15 protein-coding genes are annotated in these 16342 nt (G+C 62.5%); 7 read left to right on the forward strand and 8 right to left on the reverse strand.

Annotation, left to right across the window (positions count from 1 at the left end; all coding sequences use genetic code 11):
• Positions 1 to 34: 34 nt before the first annotated feature.
• The 8 genes from CIC12_RS21725 to CIC12_RS21755 form a co-directional block, all read right to left on the reverse strand.
• Positions 35 to 1450 (reverse strand): ISNCY family transposase, encoded by a 1416-nt coding sequence (locus tag CIC12_RS21725; protein ID WP_168666856.1) that lies wholly within the window; start codon positions 1448 to 1450, stop codon positions 35 to 37.
• 359 nt (positions 1451 to 1809) lie between these two features.
• Positions 1810 to 1935, reverse strand: a complete 126-nt coding sequence (locus tag CIC12_RS33685; RefSeq protein WP_274597566.1) for a hypothetical protein — start codon at positions 1933 to 1935, stop codon at positions 1810 to 1812.
• 158 nt (positions 1936 to 2093) lie between these two features.
• Positions 2094 to 2525 (reverse strand): hypothetical protein, encoded by a 432-nt coding sequence (locus tag CIC12_RS21730; RefSeq protein WP_168666860.1) that lies wholly within the window; start codon positions 2523 to 2525, stop codon positions 2094 to 2096.
• A gap of 245 nt (positions 2526 to 2770) precedes the next feature.
• Positions 2771 to 3487 carry an ABC transporter ATP-binding protein gene (locus CIC12_RS21735; protein WP_168666862.1) on the reverse strand — a complete coding sequence of 239 codons (717 nt, stop codon included), beginning with the start codon at positions 3485 to 3487 and terminating at the stop codon, positions 2771 to 2773.
• Entirely contained in the window at positions 3487 to 4263 is a 777-nt protein-coding gene (locus tag CIC12_RS21740; protein ID WP_168666864.1) for an ABC transporter ATP-binding protein, read from the reverse strand. The genes CIC12_RS21735 and CIC12_RS21740 overlap by 1 nt, the downstream gene beginning before the upstream one ends.
• A gap of 30 nt (positions 4264 to 4293) precedes the next feature.
• Positions 4294 to 5481: an ABC transporter permease subunit gene (locus tag CIC12_RS21745; protein WP_168666866.1), complete on the reverse strand. Its 1188-nt coding sequence runs from the start codon at positions 5479 to 5481 to the stop codon at positions 4294 to 4296.
• A gap of 24 nt (positions 5482 to 5505) precedes the next feature.
• A complete protein-coding gene (locus CIC12_RS21750; RefSeq protein WP_168666868.1) occupies positions 5506 to 6456 on the reverse strand; it encodes a branched-chain amino acid ABC transporter permease in 951 nt (316 codons plus the stop codon).
• A gap of 133 nt (positions 6457 to 6589) precedes the next feature.
• The gene (locus CIC12_RS21755) at positions 6590 to 7714 is read right to left on the reverse strand and encodes a branched-chain amino acid ABC transporter substrate-binding protein (RefSeq protein ID WP_168666963.1); all 1125 of its coding nucleotides are present in this window, start codon (positions 7712 to 7714) and stop codon (positions 6590 to 6592) included.
• Between the two features lie 330 nt (positions 7715 to 8044).
• On the opposite strand from CIC12_RS21755, the gene CIC12_RS21760 reads away from it, so the two are divergent.
• From CIC12_RS21760 to CIC12_RS21790, 7 genes are all read left to right on the forward strand, one after another.
• Positions 8045 to 9127, forward strand: coding sequence for a GlxA family transcriptional regulator (locus tag CIC12_RS21760; protein ID WP_168666870.1), 1083 nt, complete (start codon positions 8045 to 8047; stop codon positions 9125 to 9127).
• Between the two features lie 248 nt (positions 9128 to 9375).
• Positions 9376 to 10626 (forward strand): D-amino acid dehydrogenase, encoded by a 1251-nt coding sequence (locus CIC12_RS21765; RefSeq protein WP_168666872.1) that lies wholly within the window; start codon positions 9376 to 9378, stop codon positions 10624 to 10626.
• An 86-nt stretch (positions 10627 to 10712) separates the two neighbouring features.
• Positions 10713 to 11708, forward strand: coding sequence for an asparaginase (locus CIC12_RS21770; protein ID WP_168666874.1), 996 nt, complete (start codon positions 10713 to 10715; stop codon positions 11706 to 11708).
• A gap of 131 nt (positions 11709 to 11839) precedes the next feature.
• Positions 11840 to 12784 (forward strand): ornithine cyclodeaminase family protein, encoded by a 945-nt coding sequence (locus CIC12_RS21775; protein WP_168666876.1) that lies wholly within the window; start codon positions 11840 to 11842, stop codon positions 12782 to 12784.
• Between the two features lie 188 nt (positions 12785 to 12972).
• Positions 12973 to 14649, forward strand: a complete 1677-nt coding sequence (alr, locus tag CIC12_RS21780) for an alanine racemase (RefSeq protein WP_168666878.1) — start codon at positions 12973 to 12975, stop codon at positions 14647 to 14649.
• A 241-nt stretch (positions 14650 to 14890) separates the two neighbouring features.
• The gene (locus CIC12_RS21785; protein ID WP_168666880.1) at positions 14891 to 15682 is read left to right on the forward strand and encodes a phage tail tip lysozyme; all 792 of its coding nucleotides are present in this window, start codon (positions 14891 to 14893) and stop codon (positions 15680 to 15682) included.
• Positions 15683 to 15744: 62 nt separating this feature from the next.
• Complete coding sequence (locus CIC12_RS21790; protein ID WP_168666858.1) at positions 15745 to 16068, forward strand: hypothetical protein; 324 nt, start codon at positions 15745 to 15747, stop codon at positions 16066 to 16068.
• Positions 16069 to 16342 lie beyond the last annotated feature (274 nt).

The following is a 16342-nucleotide window of genomic DNA, read 5'->3' on the forward strand; positions in this document are numbered from 1 at the left end:
TTTAGAAATGTCCGGTTCCGAGGTTCAGAAATATCTATGTTAGAGGGCTTTTAAGCACCGAGCCAACCCGCATTCCGGCAGTTCCCAGAATCGCTTCATTCAACTGCTCCCGGGTCAGTTCGCGCTGCTTGCGGGTGCCCACCTTGCGCTCCTTCGACCGTGGCGCTTCACCCTGATTGGTCCGCGATGGAGAGCCCGACGCCCGCCGGTCATCACGCTGCGACTGGATCACCTGGGCAAGTTGCAGTGTGTGTCCCAGCCGCTTGTTATCGACCACCGCCGCCTGATCGATCTCCGAGAGCCGGTCGTACGGCACACAGGGCAGGGCAGCGCCATTCACCCTGATCTCGATGCGTCCGTCCGGATACTCGAACACGTCCAGATAGTTGTGAATGAGGCGGTGGTTTGCCACCGTGTCTTCCAGCAGGTAGATCACGCGGTCGTACTGCACCGTCAACACCTTCGACACGCGCCGCGGTACACGAACCGTCAGGATCAGCTCAAGATCGTCGTCGGCACGCAGCGGCCGGTGTGCATCGAATGTGCTCCTGGGCACCTTGCCGAACCGGCCGTTGAAATCAGCGATGAAGTGGGGCGCATAAGCATTGGCCGCCTCCTTCGTGCTGATGCCGCGTAGCCGCAACTCCTTCACGAGGCGATCCTGCAACGTCAGATTGGCGCGCTCGACGCGCCCCTTCGCCTGGCTGCTGTTGGCACAGAACGTATCCACATTCAGCTCGTACAGCGCCCGGCCAAACTGCGTCACGCCCTTGCCAGGTGTCACGGAATGGCTGTTGCAGTGAAACACGCTCGCGCGGTCGCTGTACAGCGCCACCGGCTTGCCATGCTGTTCCAGATAACCGCGCATCGCCTCGAAGTAGCTGAAGGTCGATTCGGTCGCCGTAAAATGCAGCGCCATCAGCCGGCCCGTTGCATCATCGATGAACACCAGCAGCGTGCACGCCGGCGCGCGTTCCTCAAACCAGCGGTGATCGCTGCCGTCGATCTGCACCAGTTCGCCCAGACACGCGCGCCGGTTTCGCGGCTGATGGAGCTTCGGCGGCCGCTGTTTGCGTGGAATCCATAGCCCGGCATCCCGCATCCAGCGCCGCACGGTTTCCTTCGCCAGCACCACGCCATGACATTCGGCCAGCTTCTCGCACGCCAGCGTTGGCCCAAAATCAGCATAGCGTTCGCGCACCAGCGCCATGGCTCGCGCCCGCAGCTCCACCGGCAGTTCGCGATTGCTGGGCTGCCCACGCCGCGCCGAAACGAGCCCGGCCGGTCCAGCGGCTTCGTAGCGCCGCACCAGCCGGCTGACCTGACGCTCACACAGCTGCAGCCGTTCAGCCGCCTGTACGATGGTCAGGCGGCGCTGGACGACCGCCTCGATGATCTTCACGCGCTCGAGCTCGTGCATGCTGATCGTGATGAATCCACGTCCGTTCATGGTCAGGCTCCGGGCGGGCTGGGATGTCGCAGCATGCGCCACCGCAGCCCGCCCGGACCAGGAAACCGGACATTTCTAATGAGCCAGAACCGGACATTTCTAAAAAGCCCTGACATCGGTTTGGGTGATAATTTATATTATGTCAATTTGCTCGCGATAACCAGACGCGACAGCTCCACTAGTGCTCGTACGTAAAGTTGTCATGTAAGGCTACGCAATCGCGTCCAGATAATGACAATCCACGTTCTCCGCGTTGAGCGAACGCCTTTACATCCCTTTTTCGCTCCACAAACTTTTCGCACCTTGTGCGGATGCTTGCGTAGTCATGACAGGCGTTCCCTGTTGTCACTTCTCGATGTTTATTCCGGATCCGGCTTTTCGCGCATCCATCCATGCCAACCATCCGCGGCGATATGCCCGGGCGTCAGCCAAAGCATGGTGAAGCCGCCGGTCGGCGTCATAGTAAGCGCCGACAGATCGGTCATATACGGTCGTATCAATCAGCGGCCGTAGAGCAAAATAGGTTGACGCGAGATTAGCGGCCCGAGGCGAACCGAGCAAGTCGAGCAAAAAATTGAAGTCCGTTACCCAATTGCACGCCACTTGCACCTTGCGTGGAGACTCTGCAAGCCACGCACGTAGTTCAGCCCAGGCTGGTGCGGTTGCACGGCGCGGGCCGTCGAGCAGCGAGCGACTGGAACTGCTCGATTTCGCCTTCGCCGATGCCGAGGGAGTCGAGCATTGCCGCGCGCTCGTCCTGAACGGCCTCGGACATGGCCGAGTCGCGCGACGACGAGCGCGACGCGGCGGCACTCGCGCCTTCGCGAGTCGGCGTGGCCGCGCGCAGCGAGGGACGCCGCGTGACGACGGCTTCAGTGTCTTGCGTACCTTCCGCGCTTTCTGGCGCGGTACGGCGTGTCAACGGAATATGCTCGCTGCGCTGCGACGACGGGCGCGACGCCGCGCGTGCGGTACCCGGCGACGTCGTGCCGCCGGGCGTCTGGGTTGCTGCTTGCTGAACTCCTTCAGCGGGCGCTGCGGGAGCGGGTGAATTGGAACGACTGATCGAAGGCATGGCTTCCCCCCCTTCATTCGGAATGGCCGACGTGTGAATGAGCTCCGGATTTCGGCGTGTGTTGCGATTGCTGACGGCTATCCGGATGCGCTTCCAATGCGATCCGGATAACGGTCTGCAACGCTGTTTTGAATTCTCGTCGTTCCCCTGTCACACGCCGCCACCATCGCGAACATTCGGCGCGGCATCCGAAGTTCCTTTCAATCGTTCCGGCTATGCGGGGGCTACGTCGTTATTCGCCGACTTTATTCGCCCAGATAGGCGGCCCGCACACTGGGATCGTCGAGCATGCCGGCCGCGTTCCCCGACATCACCACCGCGCCCGACTCCATCACGTATCCGCGATTGGCCGCCTGCAAGGCGAGCCGCGCATTCTGTTCGACGAGCAGGATGGTGATGCCTTCCTGCGAAATCGTGCGCACGACTTCGAAGATCTTCTCGACCATGATCGGTGAAAGACCCATCGACGGCTCGTCGAGCAGCAGCAGCTTCGGCTTGCTCAGGATCGCGCGCGCCATCGCCAGCATCTGCTGCTCGCCGCCCGAGAGCGTGCCCGCGAGCTGCGTCGCGCGCTCCTTCAAACGCGGGAAAAAACCGAACATGCGCTCGACGTCGCGCTTGATGCCGTCGTTATCGTTGCGCAGATACGCGCCCATCTGCATGTTTTCGATGATCGACATGCGCGCGAAAATACCGCGACCCTCCGGCACCATCGCGAGTCCGCGCTTGAGCAGTTCGTGCGCGGGCGCGCCCTTGATCGACTGCCCCAGATATTCGATATCACCGCCGCTATACGGCTTGAGGCCCGTGATGGCCTTCATCGTCGTGGTCTTGCCCGCGCCGTTCGCGCCGATCAGCGTGACGAGTTCACCCTCGCGAACTTCCATGTCGACGCCCTTGACCGCCTGAATGCCGCCGTAATTGACCTGCAGGCTGTTGATTTTCAGCATCGGCGTTGCCATCAGTGAACCCCCGCGCCCAGATATGCCTCGATCACCTTCGGGTCTTTCTGCACGTCTTGCGGCAGACCTTCGGCGATCACCTTGCCATAGTCGAGCACTGTCATGCGGTTGCACAGGCCCATTACAAGCTTGACGTCGTGCTCGATAAGCAGAATCGTTTTGCCATCGGCGCGGATCTTGTCGAGCAGGCTCGTCAATTCGACTTTTTCCGTCGCGTTCATGCCCGCGGCGGGTTCGTCGAGCGCGAGCAGTTTCGGATCGGTCGCGAGCGCGCGCGCGATTTCGAGGCGCCGCTGGTGACCGTACGAAAGATTGCGCGACGTGTAATCGGCGTACTGCGCGATGCCGACGTATTCGAGCAGTTCGAGCGCACGCTCCTTGATGCCGCGCTCTTCCTCGCGCTCGGCAGGCGTCTGGAACACGGCGCCGAGCAGGCCATGCTTCGTGCGCACATGACGGCCGACCATCACGTTTTCGAGCGCGGTCATGCCGCCGAACAGACGAATGTTCTGAAACGTGCGCGCGATGCCGGCCTTCGCGACCTGATAGACAGCCGCTGGCTTATACGGCGCGCCGTCGAGCACGAACTCGCCCGAATCGGGCGTATAGAGCCCGGTTATCACGTTGAAGAACGTGGTCTTGCCCGCGCCGTTCGGGCCGATCAAACCGTAGATCGTGCCTTCCTCGATTTGCAGACGCACGTCCGAGAGCGCCTGCAGGCCGCCGAAGCGTTTATTCACGCCGTTGACGGACAGGCGAATGGGTTTATTGCTCATCAATGTTCCTCCTGCGGTGGCTTCGCGCACTTACGCGCGCACCGTCTTTTTCTCGCGGCCTTCCGCGCGCCTCGCACGCCTGGCGAGATTCGCGATCCGGTCTTCGTGCTTCGGCGCGGGCCACAGCCCTTCCGAGCGATAGAGCATGATCAGCACCATCGCGAGCCCGTACAGCAATTGACGGATCACTTCTGTATCGATGATCTGATGGCCGAACAGCCAGTGTTGCAACGGTCCCATCGTCGTGCGCAGAAACTCGGGAAACACGGCGAGCAGGAACGCGCCGAGAATCACACCGGGAATATGGCCCATGCCGCCGAGCACCACGCACGCGAGCACGACGACCGACTCCCAGAACGTGAACGATTCGGGCGACACGAATTCCTGAAAGCCGCCGAACATCGCACCAGACAGGCCGCCGAACGAGGCGCCCATCGCGAAGGCGAGCAGCTTCACGTTGCGCGTGTTGATTCCCATGGCCTTGGCCGCGATTTCGTCTTCGCGAATCGCCGCCCATGCGCGACCGATGCGCGAGTGCTGCAAGCGCGTGCAGACCCAGACGACGAACAGCGCGCATAGAACGAACAGGTAGAAGTACGAATACACCGACGGCAAACGAACGCCGAACAGCGTATGCACCTGCGAGAGGCTGAAGCCGCCGATATGCACGGGATCGACGCCGGTAATCCCTTGCGGCCCGTTCGTGATATTGAGCGGCCGGTCGAGATTGTTCATGAAGATGCGGACGATTTCACCGAAACCGAGTGTCACGATCGCGAGATAGTCGCCGCGCAGACGCAGCGTCGGGGCGCCGAGCAGCACGCCGAACAGCGCGGCGAGCGCCATCGAGAGCGGCACGATCAAAAAGTACGACAGGTGCATGCCGCCGGGGAATAAACGCGCGAACCATTCGAACTGATTGGCGAGGTGCGGCGAAGTCAGCAAGGCCGCCGTATACGCGCCGACCGCGTAAAACGCGATATAGCCAAGGTCGAGCAGACCCGCGAGGCCCACGACGACGTTGAGGCCGAGCGCGAGCATCACATAGAGCATCGCGAAGTCGAGCACGCGCACCCAGTAATTGCCGCCGGCCGCGCCGACGACGAACGGTGCGAGCACCACGAACACCACGGTGAGGGCTCCGATGACGCGCGTCTTCGCGGCGTTTTTCCCCGGCGTCAGCGTGGTCGACGGCTCGATGCGTGGAACTGATGTCATTGATTTTGTCTCCTTCATGCCACTCTATGCACGCTCGGCCACGCGTTCGCCGAGCAGTCCCGACGGACGGAACACCAGCACGACAATGAGCACGATGAATGCGAACACGTCCTGGTAGTTGCTGCCGAACACGCCGCCCGTGAAGCTGCCGATATAGCCCGCGCCGAGTTGCTCGATGAGACCGAGCACGATGCCGCCGACCATCGCGCCGCCGAGATTGCCGATACCGCCGAGCACCGCTGCCGTGAACGCCTTGAGGCCCGGAATAAAGCCCATATAGAAGTGCACGTTGCCGTATTCGGACGCGATCATGAGGCCGCCGAGCGCGGCGAGCCCCGAGCCGATCATGAACGTCGCCGAAATTACGAAGTTCGGGCTCACGCCCATGAGGCTCGCGACCTGATGGCTTTCGGCGATCGCGCGCATCGCACGGCCGAGCTTCGTCTTGTGCACGAGCAGCAGCAGGCCGGTCATCATCGCGAACGCGACGATGACGATGACGATTTCCGTCATCGAAATGACGACGCCGGGGCCGTTCGGGCCGGGTGCGATGACGGCCATCGGGTCCGTGGGCAGCAGTTGCGGAAACGGCAACGGATTACGGCCCCAGATGATCATCGCGATCGTCTGCAACAGGATCGATACGCCGATCGCGGTAATCAGCGGCGCGAGACGAGGTGCGCGGCGCAGCGGGCGATAGGCAACGCGCTCGATCGTATAGCCGACGGCAGCGCACACCACCGACGCGATGACGAGCGCAATAAGCAGCGTCGGTATGTTGCCGAGATGCGGGAAGTGATTCTGCAAGACGCCGATGGCGGACAGCGAGACCATCGCGCCGATCATCAGCACGTCGGCGTGCGCGAAATTAATGATGGCGATGATGCCGTAGACCATCGTATAGCCGAGCGCGATGATCGCATAGACGCTACCGAGCACGAGGCCGTTGATCAACTGCTGAATAAAAATATCCATATCCCACTCATAAAGTCCTTATGCCGGAAGGTTTTAAAAAAACCTCGCCGGCAAAAACGACTGACGGGTGCGCTGGCGGCAAGCAAGCGCACCGGCTTTTCGCAACCGATCAACGCTCGGGCGCGCGCGTCGTTTAGTTCTTCACGAAGTCGAGCAGCGTCTGCTTGCCGCCCACGTACTTGTAGATCGAGATCGTGCCGTGCAGTAGATCGCCCTTCGAATCGAACTGCGTCTGGCCGAGCACGCCCTGATAGCTCGTGGCCGGCATCGCGGCGAGGATCTTGTCGGGATCGGTCGAGCCCGCGCGCTTCATCGCATCGACGATGACGTAGACCGCGTCATACGCGAACGGCGAGTTCAGCACCGGGTGCGAGCCGAAGCGCTTCGTGTAGCGCTCCGTGAACGCCGGGCCCTTGGGCATCTTCGCGAGCGGAGCGCCCGCGATCGAGCAGACCACGTCGTCGGCCGCGCCGCCCGCGAGTTTCGCGAGGTCGTCGGCGCACAGTCCGTCGCCGGCCAGTACCTTCTGCGAAAGACCGAGTTGGCGAGCCTGCTTCGCGAACGGGCCGCCCGTCGCGTCGAGACCGCCGTACATGATGACGTCGGGCTGCTCGCCCTTGATCTTGGTCAGAATCGCGCGGAAATCGGTGGCCTTGTCGTTCGTCGCATCGTGCGAAAGCACGACAATGCCGTCGACCTTCGCGTGCTTTTCGAACTGATCGGCGAGACCTTGGCCGTAAGCCGTTGCATCGTCGACGATCGCGACTTTCTTCACCTTCATCGTCTTCAGCGCGTAGTCGGCGAGTGCCGGGCCTTGTTGCGCATCCGTCGCCACGACGCGATACGCGACCTTGAAGCCCTGCTGCGTGTATGCCGGGTTCGTCGCCGACGGCGACACTTCGACGATACCGGCGTCGTTGTAGATCTTCGAGGCCGGTATCGTCGTGCCCGAGTTCATGTGGCCGACCACGGCAACGACTTTATCGTCGACGAGCTTTTGCGCGACCTGGGTGGCCTGGCGCGGGTCGGCGGCATCATCCTCGGCCTCTAGCACGAGCTTCACTTTCTGTCCGCCGACGATGAGACCGTTCTGGTTGATCTCTTCTACCGCGAGGCGCGCACCATTTTCCGTGTCCTTGCCGAGATACGATGCCGGGCCAGTCAGTGGCGCGACTTCGCCGATCTTGACGGTGATGTCCGCATAAGCCGACGAAACCGGCGTCGCGACGAGTGCACCCACGATACCGACGGCCGCCATGCTGCGGCCCAACGTAACGCTCTTGTTCATTTTTCTACCTCACCAATAGTTATGGCCGACCATAGAGAAGGCGGTCACCGCGGGCACCCGTACGCGTGATCCGCGTTTGCCCCGGCCCGTCTCCCAACATGTACCGCGATGGCGCCGAACCGTCCCCCCGGATTCGTGGCAATGCCACGTACAGCGCTACCGATGTGACCGGTGACGAATTTATGCGGACACAAAACCCGAGCATTGCACCGATCTGCCACAAAACAGAAGAAATGCGACACGCGCTCCCCGCGGCTCCTGAGTCCTATAATGTGCGCGTTTCCTTTTGGCGATCCGCTCATGGTCTCCTCCGACGATCCTATTGCCGCTGTGGCTTCGGCCCATGAACTCGTCCATCGGCTCGACGCGTTGTCGACTGCGCCGGACGCATCGCAACCGCGCGCCGGCGCCGAACTGAACGTCGGAATCGTGCTATGGCCGCGCTTCCCCCTGCTGTCGCTGGGCGGACTTTGCGACGCGCTGCGCCATGCCGGCGATCGCGGCGACCAAAGCCGCCAGCTTCGCTGCGTATGGACCACGATCGGCGCGCCGAACAGCACCGTCGAATCGAGTTGCGGCATCGCGGTGCCCGCGCAATCGGGCTTTCCCGATGTGCGGCAGTTCGATTACATCGTCGTGATCGGCGGATTGCTGGCGCATCTCGATCAGGTCGAAAAGCGCTATTGGGACTATCTGCGCGAGGCGGCGCAGGCGGGCGTGCCGCTCGTCGGCATCTGCACGGGCAGCTTTGTGCTCGCGCGCGCGGGCCTCATGGAAGACCACGTTGCGTGCGTGCACAGCTTTCATTTCGACGACTACCGCAACATGTTTCCGGGCCTGCGCGTCGTCACGCACGCCGATTATTTTATCGACGGCGAACGCATCACGTGCGCGGGTGGCATCTCCGTGATCGAGCTTGCGGCGCGGCTCGTCAATCTGCATTGCGGCCCCGATCGCGCGTCGAAAGTGATCCATCAAATGACGGTCAGCCGCCGCGCGGGCTCGTCGCTCGTCGAGCGCCGCCGCGCACTGGGCTATCTGTCCGTCGATGACGCCACGGTGCGCCACGCGGCCCTGCTGATGGAAGAGAATCTCGAAGCGCCGCTCAATATCGCGGTCATCGCGAAGATGGTCGGCACGAGTGTGCGCCAGCTCGAACGCGCGTTCATGACCGAAATGAAGGTGTCGCCGAACGAGTTCTATCGCGGCATGCGCCTGCGTTACGCGCGCTGGATGCTGCTCAATACATCAAGCAAGGTCACCGACATCGCCTACGATTGCGGCTTCGCCGACTCCGCGCATTTCATCCGCGTGTTCCGGGAGGCCTATGGCGTGACGCCCGGCAAGCTGCGCGCATCGCATCAGGGCGCCGCCGGCGACTAGACGTTTCGAAGCGCCCGCTCCCTCCCCTGCCCGCTGTCGCTTTTCTTCTATTTTTTTACTGATCGGTGCAATGCCGCGCGCACCGTTTGACCGTACATTCGCTTAACGAAAAAACAACGTCGCGCGGCGCTTAACCGTGGTTAATCGCACTTGGACGCCGGGTGCGCCGGGTATAAACGCGTTTAAATTTGCGCATTGCAGCTTACAGGTATTGCGAACCGCGCCAAAAAACGACAACGGAAGGCGAAATGCAGATCATGGTATTGGGTGCGGGGGTAATCGGCCTCACGAGCGCTTATTATTTGAACCGCGCCGGGCATCAGGTCGTCATCGTGGACCGTCACGGCGATGTCGCCGCCGAAACCAGTTTCGGCAATGCGGGCCAATTGTCGTATAGCTACGTGGCCCCGCTCGCGGGCCCCGGCGTGCTATCCAAGCTGCCGCTCTGGCTCACGCGCAAGGACTCGCCCGTGCGTTTACGGCCGTCGATGAGCCCCGCGCAATGGCGCTGGTGCCTTCAATTCGCGCTCGCGTGCTCGCGCAAGCGCAGCGAGATCACGACACGGCAATTGCTTTCGCTGTCGTTCGCGAGCCGCACGTTGATACACCAAATGCTGCGCGACGAGCCGCAACTCGATTTCGATTTCCAGCAATCTGGCAAGCTCGTCCTGCATCGCGATGCACACGCAATGCAAAGCGCCGTCGATCTGCTCGAATTCCAGCGCTCGCTCGGTTGCGAGCAAAGCGCCCTGAGCGCCGACGAATGCGTGGCGCTCGAACCCGCGCTCGCGGACATGCACAAGGAGCTCGCGGGCGGCATCTACACGAGCAGCGAAGACACGGCCGACTGCCACCGCTTCTGCCAGGGACTCGCCGAGATCCTGCGCGCGCGCGGCGTCGAGTTCGCGCTCCATACGCCGATCGACGCGCTGCGCCGCTCGCCGAGGGGCCATATCGAAGTGCGCAGCAACGGCACCACGCTGCAGGCGCAGAACATCGTCGTCGCGATGGGCACGGGCGCCGCGCGTCTTTTGAAGCCGCTCGGCATCGACGTGCCCGTGTACCCGCTCAAGGGCTACAGCCTGACGTATCACCTCGATGAGCCGTCCGCCGCGCCGCGCGTCAGTGTCACCGACTTCGCGCGCAAGGTCGTTTATGCGCGTCTCGGCAACAGGCTGCGCGTGGCCGGCATGGCCGACATCGAAGGCTATTCGCGCCGGCCCGATCCGGCGCGCCTTGCCGCGCTGCGCGCGGAGACGGCCGCGTTCTTGCCGAAGGTCGTCGCCGATCGGGGCGAAGTCAGCGAATGGACGGGCCTGCGCCCCGCCACGCCGCGCGGCACGCCGATCATCGGCGCCACGCCGTATCGCAACTTGTGGCTCAACGTCGGCCACGGCGCGCTCGGCTTCACGCTGGCGGCGGGATCGGCGGTGCTGCTGACAAGCTGCCTCGAAAACCGCGCCGATCCGGTGCCGTCAAATGCGTTCGCACTTCAATGAGCGGTGTTCGGCATCCGTGACATCACAGTAAAACGCAGCGAATCGATACATAGGAACGAAGCGCAACGAAAGCGCAACGACTTCTCATGAGAGACAAGCCCAACATCGTAGTTATCGGCACCGGAGGCACCATTGCCGGCCGCGGCGAAAGCGCCGCCAATACGTCCGCTTACGAGTGCTCGGTTCTCACGATCGACGAAATTCTGGCCGCTATTCCGGAAACCGCGCCGCTCGCGAATCTGCGCACCGAGCAACTGCTGCAAATCGGCTCCGAGAATTTCGACAACGGGCATTTGCTCAAGATCGGCAAGCGCGTATCGGAGGTGCTGAAAGACGACAGCGTCGACGGCGTGATTCTCACGCACGGCACCGACACGATCGAAGAGACCGCGTATTTTCTGCATCTGACGTTGAAGAGCCCGAAGCCCGTCGTCGTGGTTGGCTCGATGCGTCCGCCGTCGGCGATGAGTTCCGATGCGTCGCTCAATCTTTACGATGCGATTTCGGTGGCCATTCATCCCGACTCGCGCGGCAAGGGTACGCTCGTCGTTGCGAACGAGGAGATTCATACCGCGCGCGACGTCATGAAGACGAACAGCTTCAAACTGGAGGCGTTTCGCTCGCCGTACGGCGCGCTCGGTTATGTCGTCGAGGGTCAGCCGCGCTATTACCGCGCGCCGTCGCGCGATCACACGATGAAGACCGAGTGGTCGATCGATGAGCTTCATGCGCTGCCGAAAGTCGATATCGTCTATGCATACGGCGCGCTCGACGAGGACGTCGTCGGCAGCGTCGCGTCGGACGCGCGCGGTCTCATCTTCGCGGGCACCGGCAACGGCAACGTGGCCGAGCGCATCGTGGCGCCGTTGCGCGCCGCGACGCGCGACGGCTTGCATGTCGTGCGCGCGTCGCGAACCGGTAACGGTGTCGTGATCCGCAACGGCGCGCAGCCCGACGACGACTACGACTGGCTCGTCGTCGACGATCAGGCGCCTCAAAAGGCGCGCATTCTGCTGATGCTCGCGATGTCGAGCCATCCGCATGAGCGCAGCGCGCTGCAGGCCGCTTTCTATCGCTACTGAGCGTGGCGCGAGCGCGTGGCTGATCCACGCTGTTCCGGATCATGCCGTTGCCCCACCGCAGAGCAGGCCGCCACCCGGCGCGTCCTGCTCTGCGACGCTTTGTACTCGCCTATTTGAACAAGAGGAAAAACATGCACATCATCACCGACGAGCAGGTCCACGAACTCATCACGATGAGCGATGCGATCGCCACGCTGCGCGAGGCGCTGGCCGAGCACGGCGCCCGCCACGCGAAAATCCAGCCGCGCGTGCGCACGCTCGGCGAGGGCATTTCGCTGAGCACGATGGGCGCGATCCTGCCCGGCGCCGGCGTTTGCGGCGCGAAGGTTTATTCGACGCACAAGGGCATTTTCGATTTCGTGATTCCGCTCTTCTCGACGCACGATGGTCGGCTGCTCTCGATTATTCACGGCGGCGCGCTCACCGAATATCGCACGGCTGCCGTGACGCGCATCGCATTCGACACGTTCGGCCGTTCCGATGCGAAGGTGCTGACCGTGTTCGGCACGGGCATCCAGGCGAAGGCGCACATTCGTGCGCTTGTCGAGGGCTCCAACATCGAGCGGGTGTTCATCGTCGGAATCGAGGGCGTGGCCGAGGCGTGCGCGCAAATGCAGGCGCTGTTTCCGCGCGTGCGTTTCGAAGCGTCCGAAGCGCAGAGCGCGGTGAAGGCCGCCGACGTCATCGTCACCGCGACGCGCAGCCCCGTGCCGCTGTTCGACGGCGCGCTCGTCAAGGCCGGCACGTTCGTCGCGGCAATCGGTTCGAGCAAGCCGGCCGCGCGTGAAATCGACGATACAACGCTCACGCGCGCGGGGCTCCTCGTCGTCGAATCGCTGGAGCAGGCGAAGGAGGAAGCCGGCGATCTGCTGATGGCGGCGCCGGGCATCGTCGACTGGAACAGCGTCGTGGAACTGGGCAACGCGCTCGCGGCGGGCAGCATCAATCATTGCGTCGATAGCGACATCACCGTGTTCAAATCGCTCGGCATCGGTCTCGCCGATGTGGCGCTCGGCGAACTCGTGACGCGCCGCGTCATGCAAAAAACCGCGAAGCACACGCAGGCGAATCAGTAACGCCAAAACGGCGGCCCGCATTCGGACGCCCGGTCATAACTTCGCCCCGCGCGAAACGAGCGGAAAAACGACGGCCAACAATGGAACGTATGTCATTGCGATGACATCGCGGACATTTCCATTGCCCGCGAACGGCATTGCCGTTCGTGTCGGCCTTCGCAACCGTTTTTTCACACGGGAATACAGTCATGACCAGCATAAATCGCAGCGGTACTCCATTGCCCACGTCTGGCGTGCCCGGCCAGCAATCGAACGAGGTCGGGGGGCCCAGCACGGCACCGGCACCCGCCGACGCGCAACCGCGCGGCCGCGGCAAGCCGAGCGCGCTGCTCGGCGGTCTCGGGCAGGCACCGGGCCAGGGCTCGCCCGATGCCGACGCATCGATCAGAAAAAATCGCACTGAAGTGCGCGGGCTCTCGCCCGTGAACGCCACAGGCAAGATGGCCAAAGCCGCGCCGCTCTTCGCCGACCAAATGAGTGGGTTGAGTAAGATTGAGGTTGCCGTCAGGACAGCGATCAAGGACGTAAAAGATGCCGACGCGCGAGCGACCGTTACGGTGACCGTCGATCTCGGCAAGTTCCGTGAAAATTTCCGGGCTATCCGCGATATCGTTGGCAAGGATACCGAACTGTCTACCGTCGTTAAGGCCGACGCCTACGGCATGGGTGCGGTCAAGGTCGCACAGGCCCTGGAAAAGGAAGGCTGCGACAAGTTCTTCGTCGCAACGCTCCAGGAAGCGATCGATATGCGCAACGTCAATGGCGGCGTTAAGCCGGAGACGACGGTGTTCGTGCTTGGCGGCCCGCAGCGCGACACCGCGCATCAGTATGTCGAACACAACATTACGCCGGTCCTCAATACGCTGGCGCAGGTGAAGGAGTGGAACGAGCTCGGCGCGCAACTCGGCAAGAAGCTGCCCGCGATTCTGCAGTTCGACACCGGCATGTCGCGCCAGGGCATCGCGCCGCGCGACCGTTCGAAGGTCGCGTTCGGCAGCGACGCGCTGGCCAACATCGACGTCAAATACCTGATGAGCCACCTCGCCACGGCCAGCGAAGCCACGCTCGACGAAGCCACGGGCGAGCGGCGCCCGAGCGAGTCGATGGAACTGCAGCGCGAGGCGTTCGAAGCCATCCGCACCGAGTATCCGGGCGTGCGCGCATCGTTGGCGGCATCGTCGGCGCTGCACGTCAAGAACTACCAGTACGACATGGTGCGCGTTGGCGGCGCGATTCACGGCCAGCATCTGTTCGACGATCAGAAAGGCCGCTACACGCAGCCCGCCACGGTAGAAAGCCGCATCAACGAAGTGCGTGACCTCGACGAAGGCGACCGCATCGGTTACGGCCTCGTGTATGACGCGCGCGAGGGCGACGAAGGCGGCACGATACCGGGCGGCTATACGGACGGCGTGGCGCGCGGGCTCGGAAGCTCGCGGGATGACGACGGCCGGAACGTCGTCAACGGACACATCGTGGTCGACGGCCGTAAGGTGCCGGTCACGGGCAACGTGTCGATGGATACCGCCACGGTCGACCTCACCGGCGTACTCGCGGAGAAACGCCAGGCCCTGCTCGACAAGCTGAATGCGCCACGTGCTCCCGGCATCGATCCGGATACGAGCCTGATCGGCGATCTCGAACGGCTGAAAACGACGGAAGGTATTCTCGACGCCTTTGCGAACTCGAAAGTCGTGCTCTCCGACGATAACCACCCGTTCGACAAACTGGCCGAAGAAGCGAAAGAAGGTGGCGACAAACGCATCAATGTGTCGAAGGTGTCGATCGATTTCGGCACTTCGCCGCGCGTGCGCAAGGTGTATGTCGACCGGACGGACCAGCAGAACGCGGCGGACAACGCTTGAAGCCGTGAGCCGGACTCCTCACGAACGCGGGCCGTCCGGCGTTTTCAGGGTCCATTTTTGCAGCGTCCTCCTTGCTTGCGGATGCCGGCGGCGGCGACGCTTCGGCAATCCGGCAATCACTTCGCGTCCGCAACGGCGACGTCACCCCCGACCCATAAATTGGTATTCGCAGACGGCCATTATCGTTATCGGCTGTCGGTCAGCAATTCGATGACATGGGCATTCTCTTGCGGAGACAATCATGTCCAGCACGATTCAAGGTTATAGCAACAGCGGTTATGTAAGTGGCGTCGACAGCACCGGCAGCGCCGACGGCACGAACACCCAAAGCGAGCTCGAACAGTTTCTCGAGCTCCTCATTGAGGAGCTTCAGCAGCTGCTGAGCCAGAGTCAAAGCTCGAACGACGACAGCACGGGCGGCGGCGGTGGCGTCGGCGGCACGGGCAGCAGCAGCCCGTCCTATGCGTCGACGCCTTCGACGACCGGTACCACCACGCCGTCGCCCGGGAGCGACACGAGCGGCGCGGGCAACACCGGCACGACCGGCAGCTCGAGCAGCACTGTCCCCGACGTCTCGGACAGTGACGACGCGGCCAGTGCCATCGCGCAAGACCTGAAGTCGCGTTACGGCCTCAACGACGCGCAGGTGGCCGGCGTGCTCGGCAACCTGGAGCAGGAGAGCGGGCTCCAGAGCAACGTCAACCAGGGGGGCGCGACGGGCGAGCCAACCAGCAATTACGCCGACGACAACAACAACGGCTACGGCCTCGCGCAATGGGGCGGCTCGCGCAAGCAGGGCGAAATCGAATATGCCGAAAAGAACGGTCTCGAACCGGGCAGCCTCCAGGCAAATATGGGCTACATGAACCAGGAACTCGACACCGACTACAGCAAGACGATTTCCGACCTAAAGAGCACGTCGACACCCGAACAGGCCGCACAGGTCTGGGACACGGATTACGAGCAGGCGAGCGATCCGCAAATGCAAAACCGCGATCAGTATGCCGAGCAGTTTTATTCGGAAGGTCTATAAGCCGAACGTTCGGCAACCGCGCGAATACACCGATCCCGCCTGATTTTTCTGGCGGGACTTTTTTGTTTCCGGCTTTTACCGGGCGCCAGCTGAGCAACAACGACGACGCGGCCCTCGTCAACGGGATCAACTACGTGTTTTTCTCGTCGACCACGGCGGGCGGCTGCCAGCTCTACCTCGGCGAGTGGACGGAATATACCGACGAGGAAGTCGCCAATCTCGTCGAGGCCTTGCAATTCGCCGCGGATCATCCGAAGTTCGATTTCGCTGCGCTAATACCCGACCTCGGGCAGGCGAACGACGAGATTCATCGGTTTTTATGCGGGATTCTCGCGTCGATTCGCGCGGCGATGGCGCGCCGATGCGGAGATTTTGCTCGTCCGTGATCCATGCCCGCTTGGCGGAAACAGAGGAAAACGTCCGGACAGTTGAGGGAAAACCGGCCAGATCATCACCGGCCAGTGCAACAAGGACGATCAGTTCGTCGCGTTGCAACCGTTCTGCGAGAAAGTTTCGCGTACGGGCGCATCGCGGATCGGACCGGAGCCATGTCGTTGGGCAACCACAAGTGACGTCCACGTTGCTGCAGGTCACCGCAGTGCGCAGGTTAGAAAGTTCGCTGCCGTCCGGAGCGAATTGCCACGGCCGCAACTTGCCAGC

The organism is Paraburkholderia sp. SG-MS1 (assembly GCF_012275575.1).
Classification (GTDB): Bacteria; Pseudomonadota; Gammaproteobacteria; order Burkholderiales; family Burkholderiaceae; genus Paraburkholderia.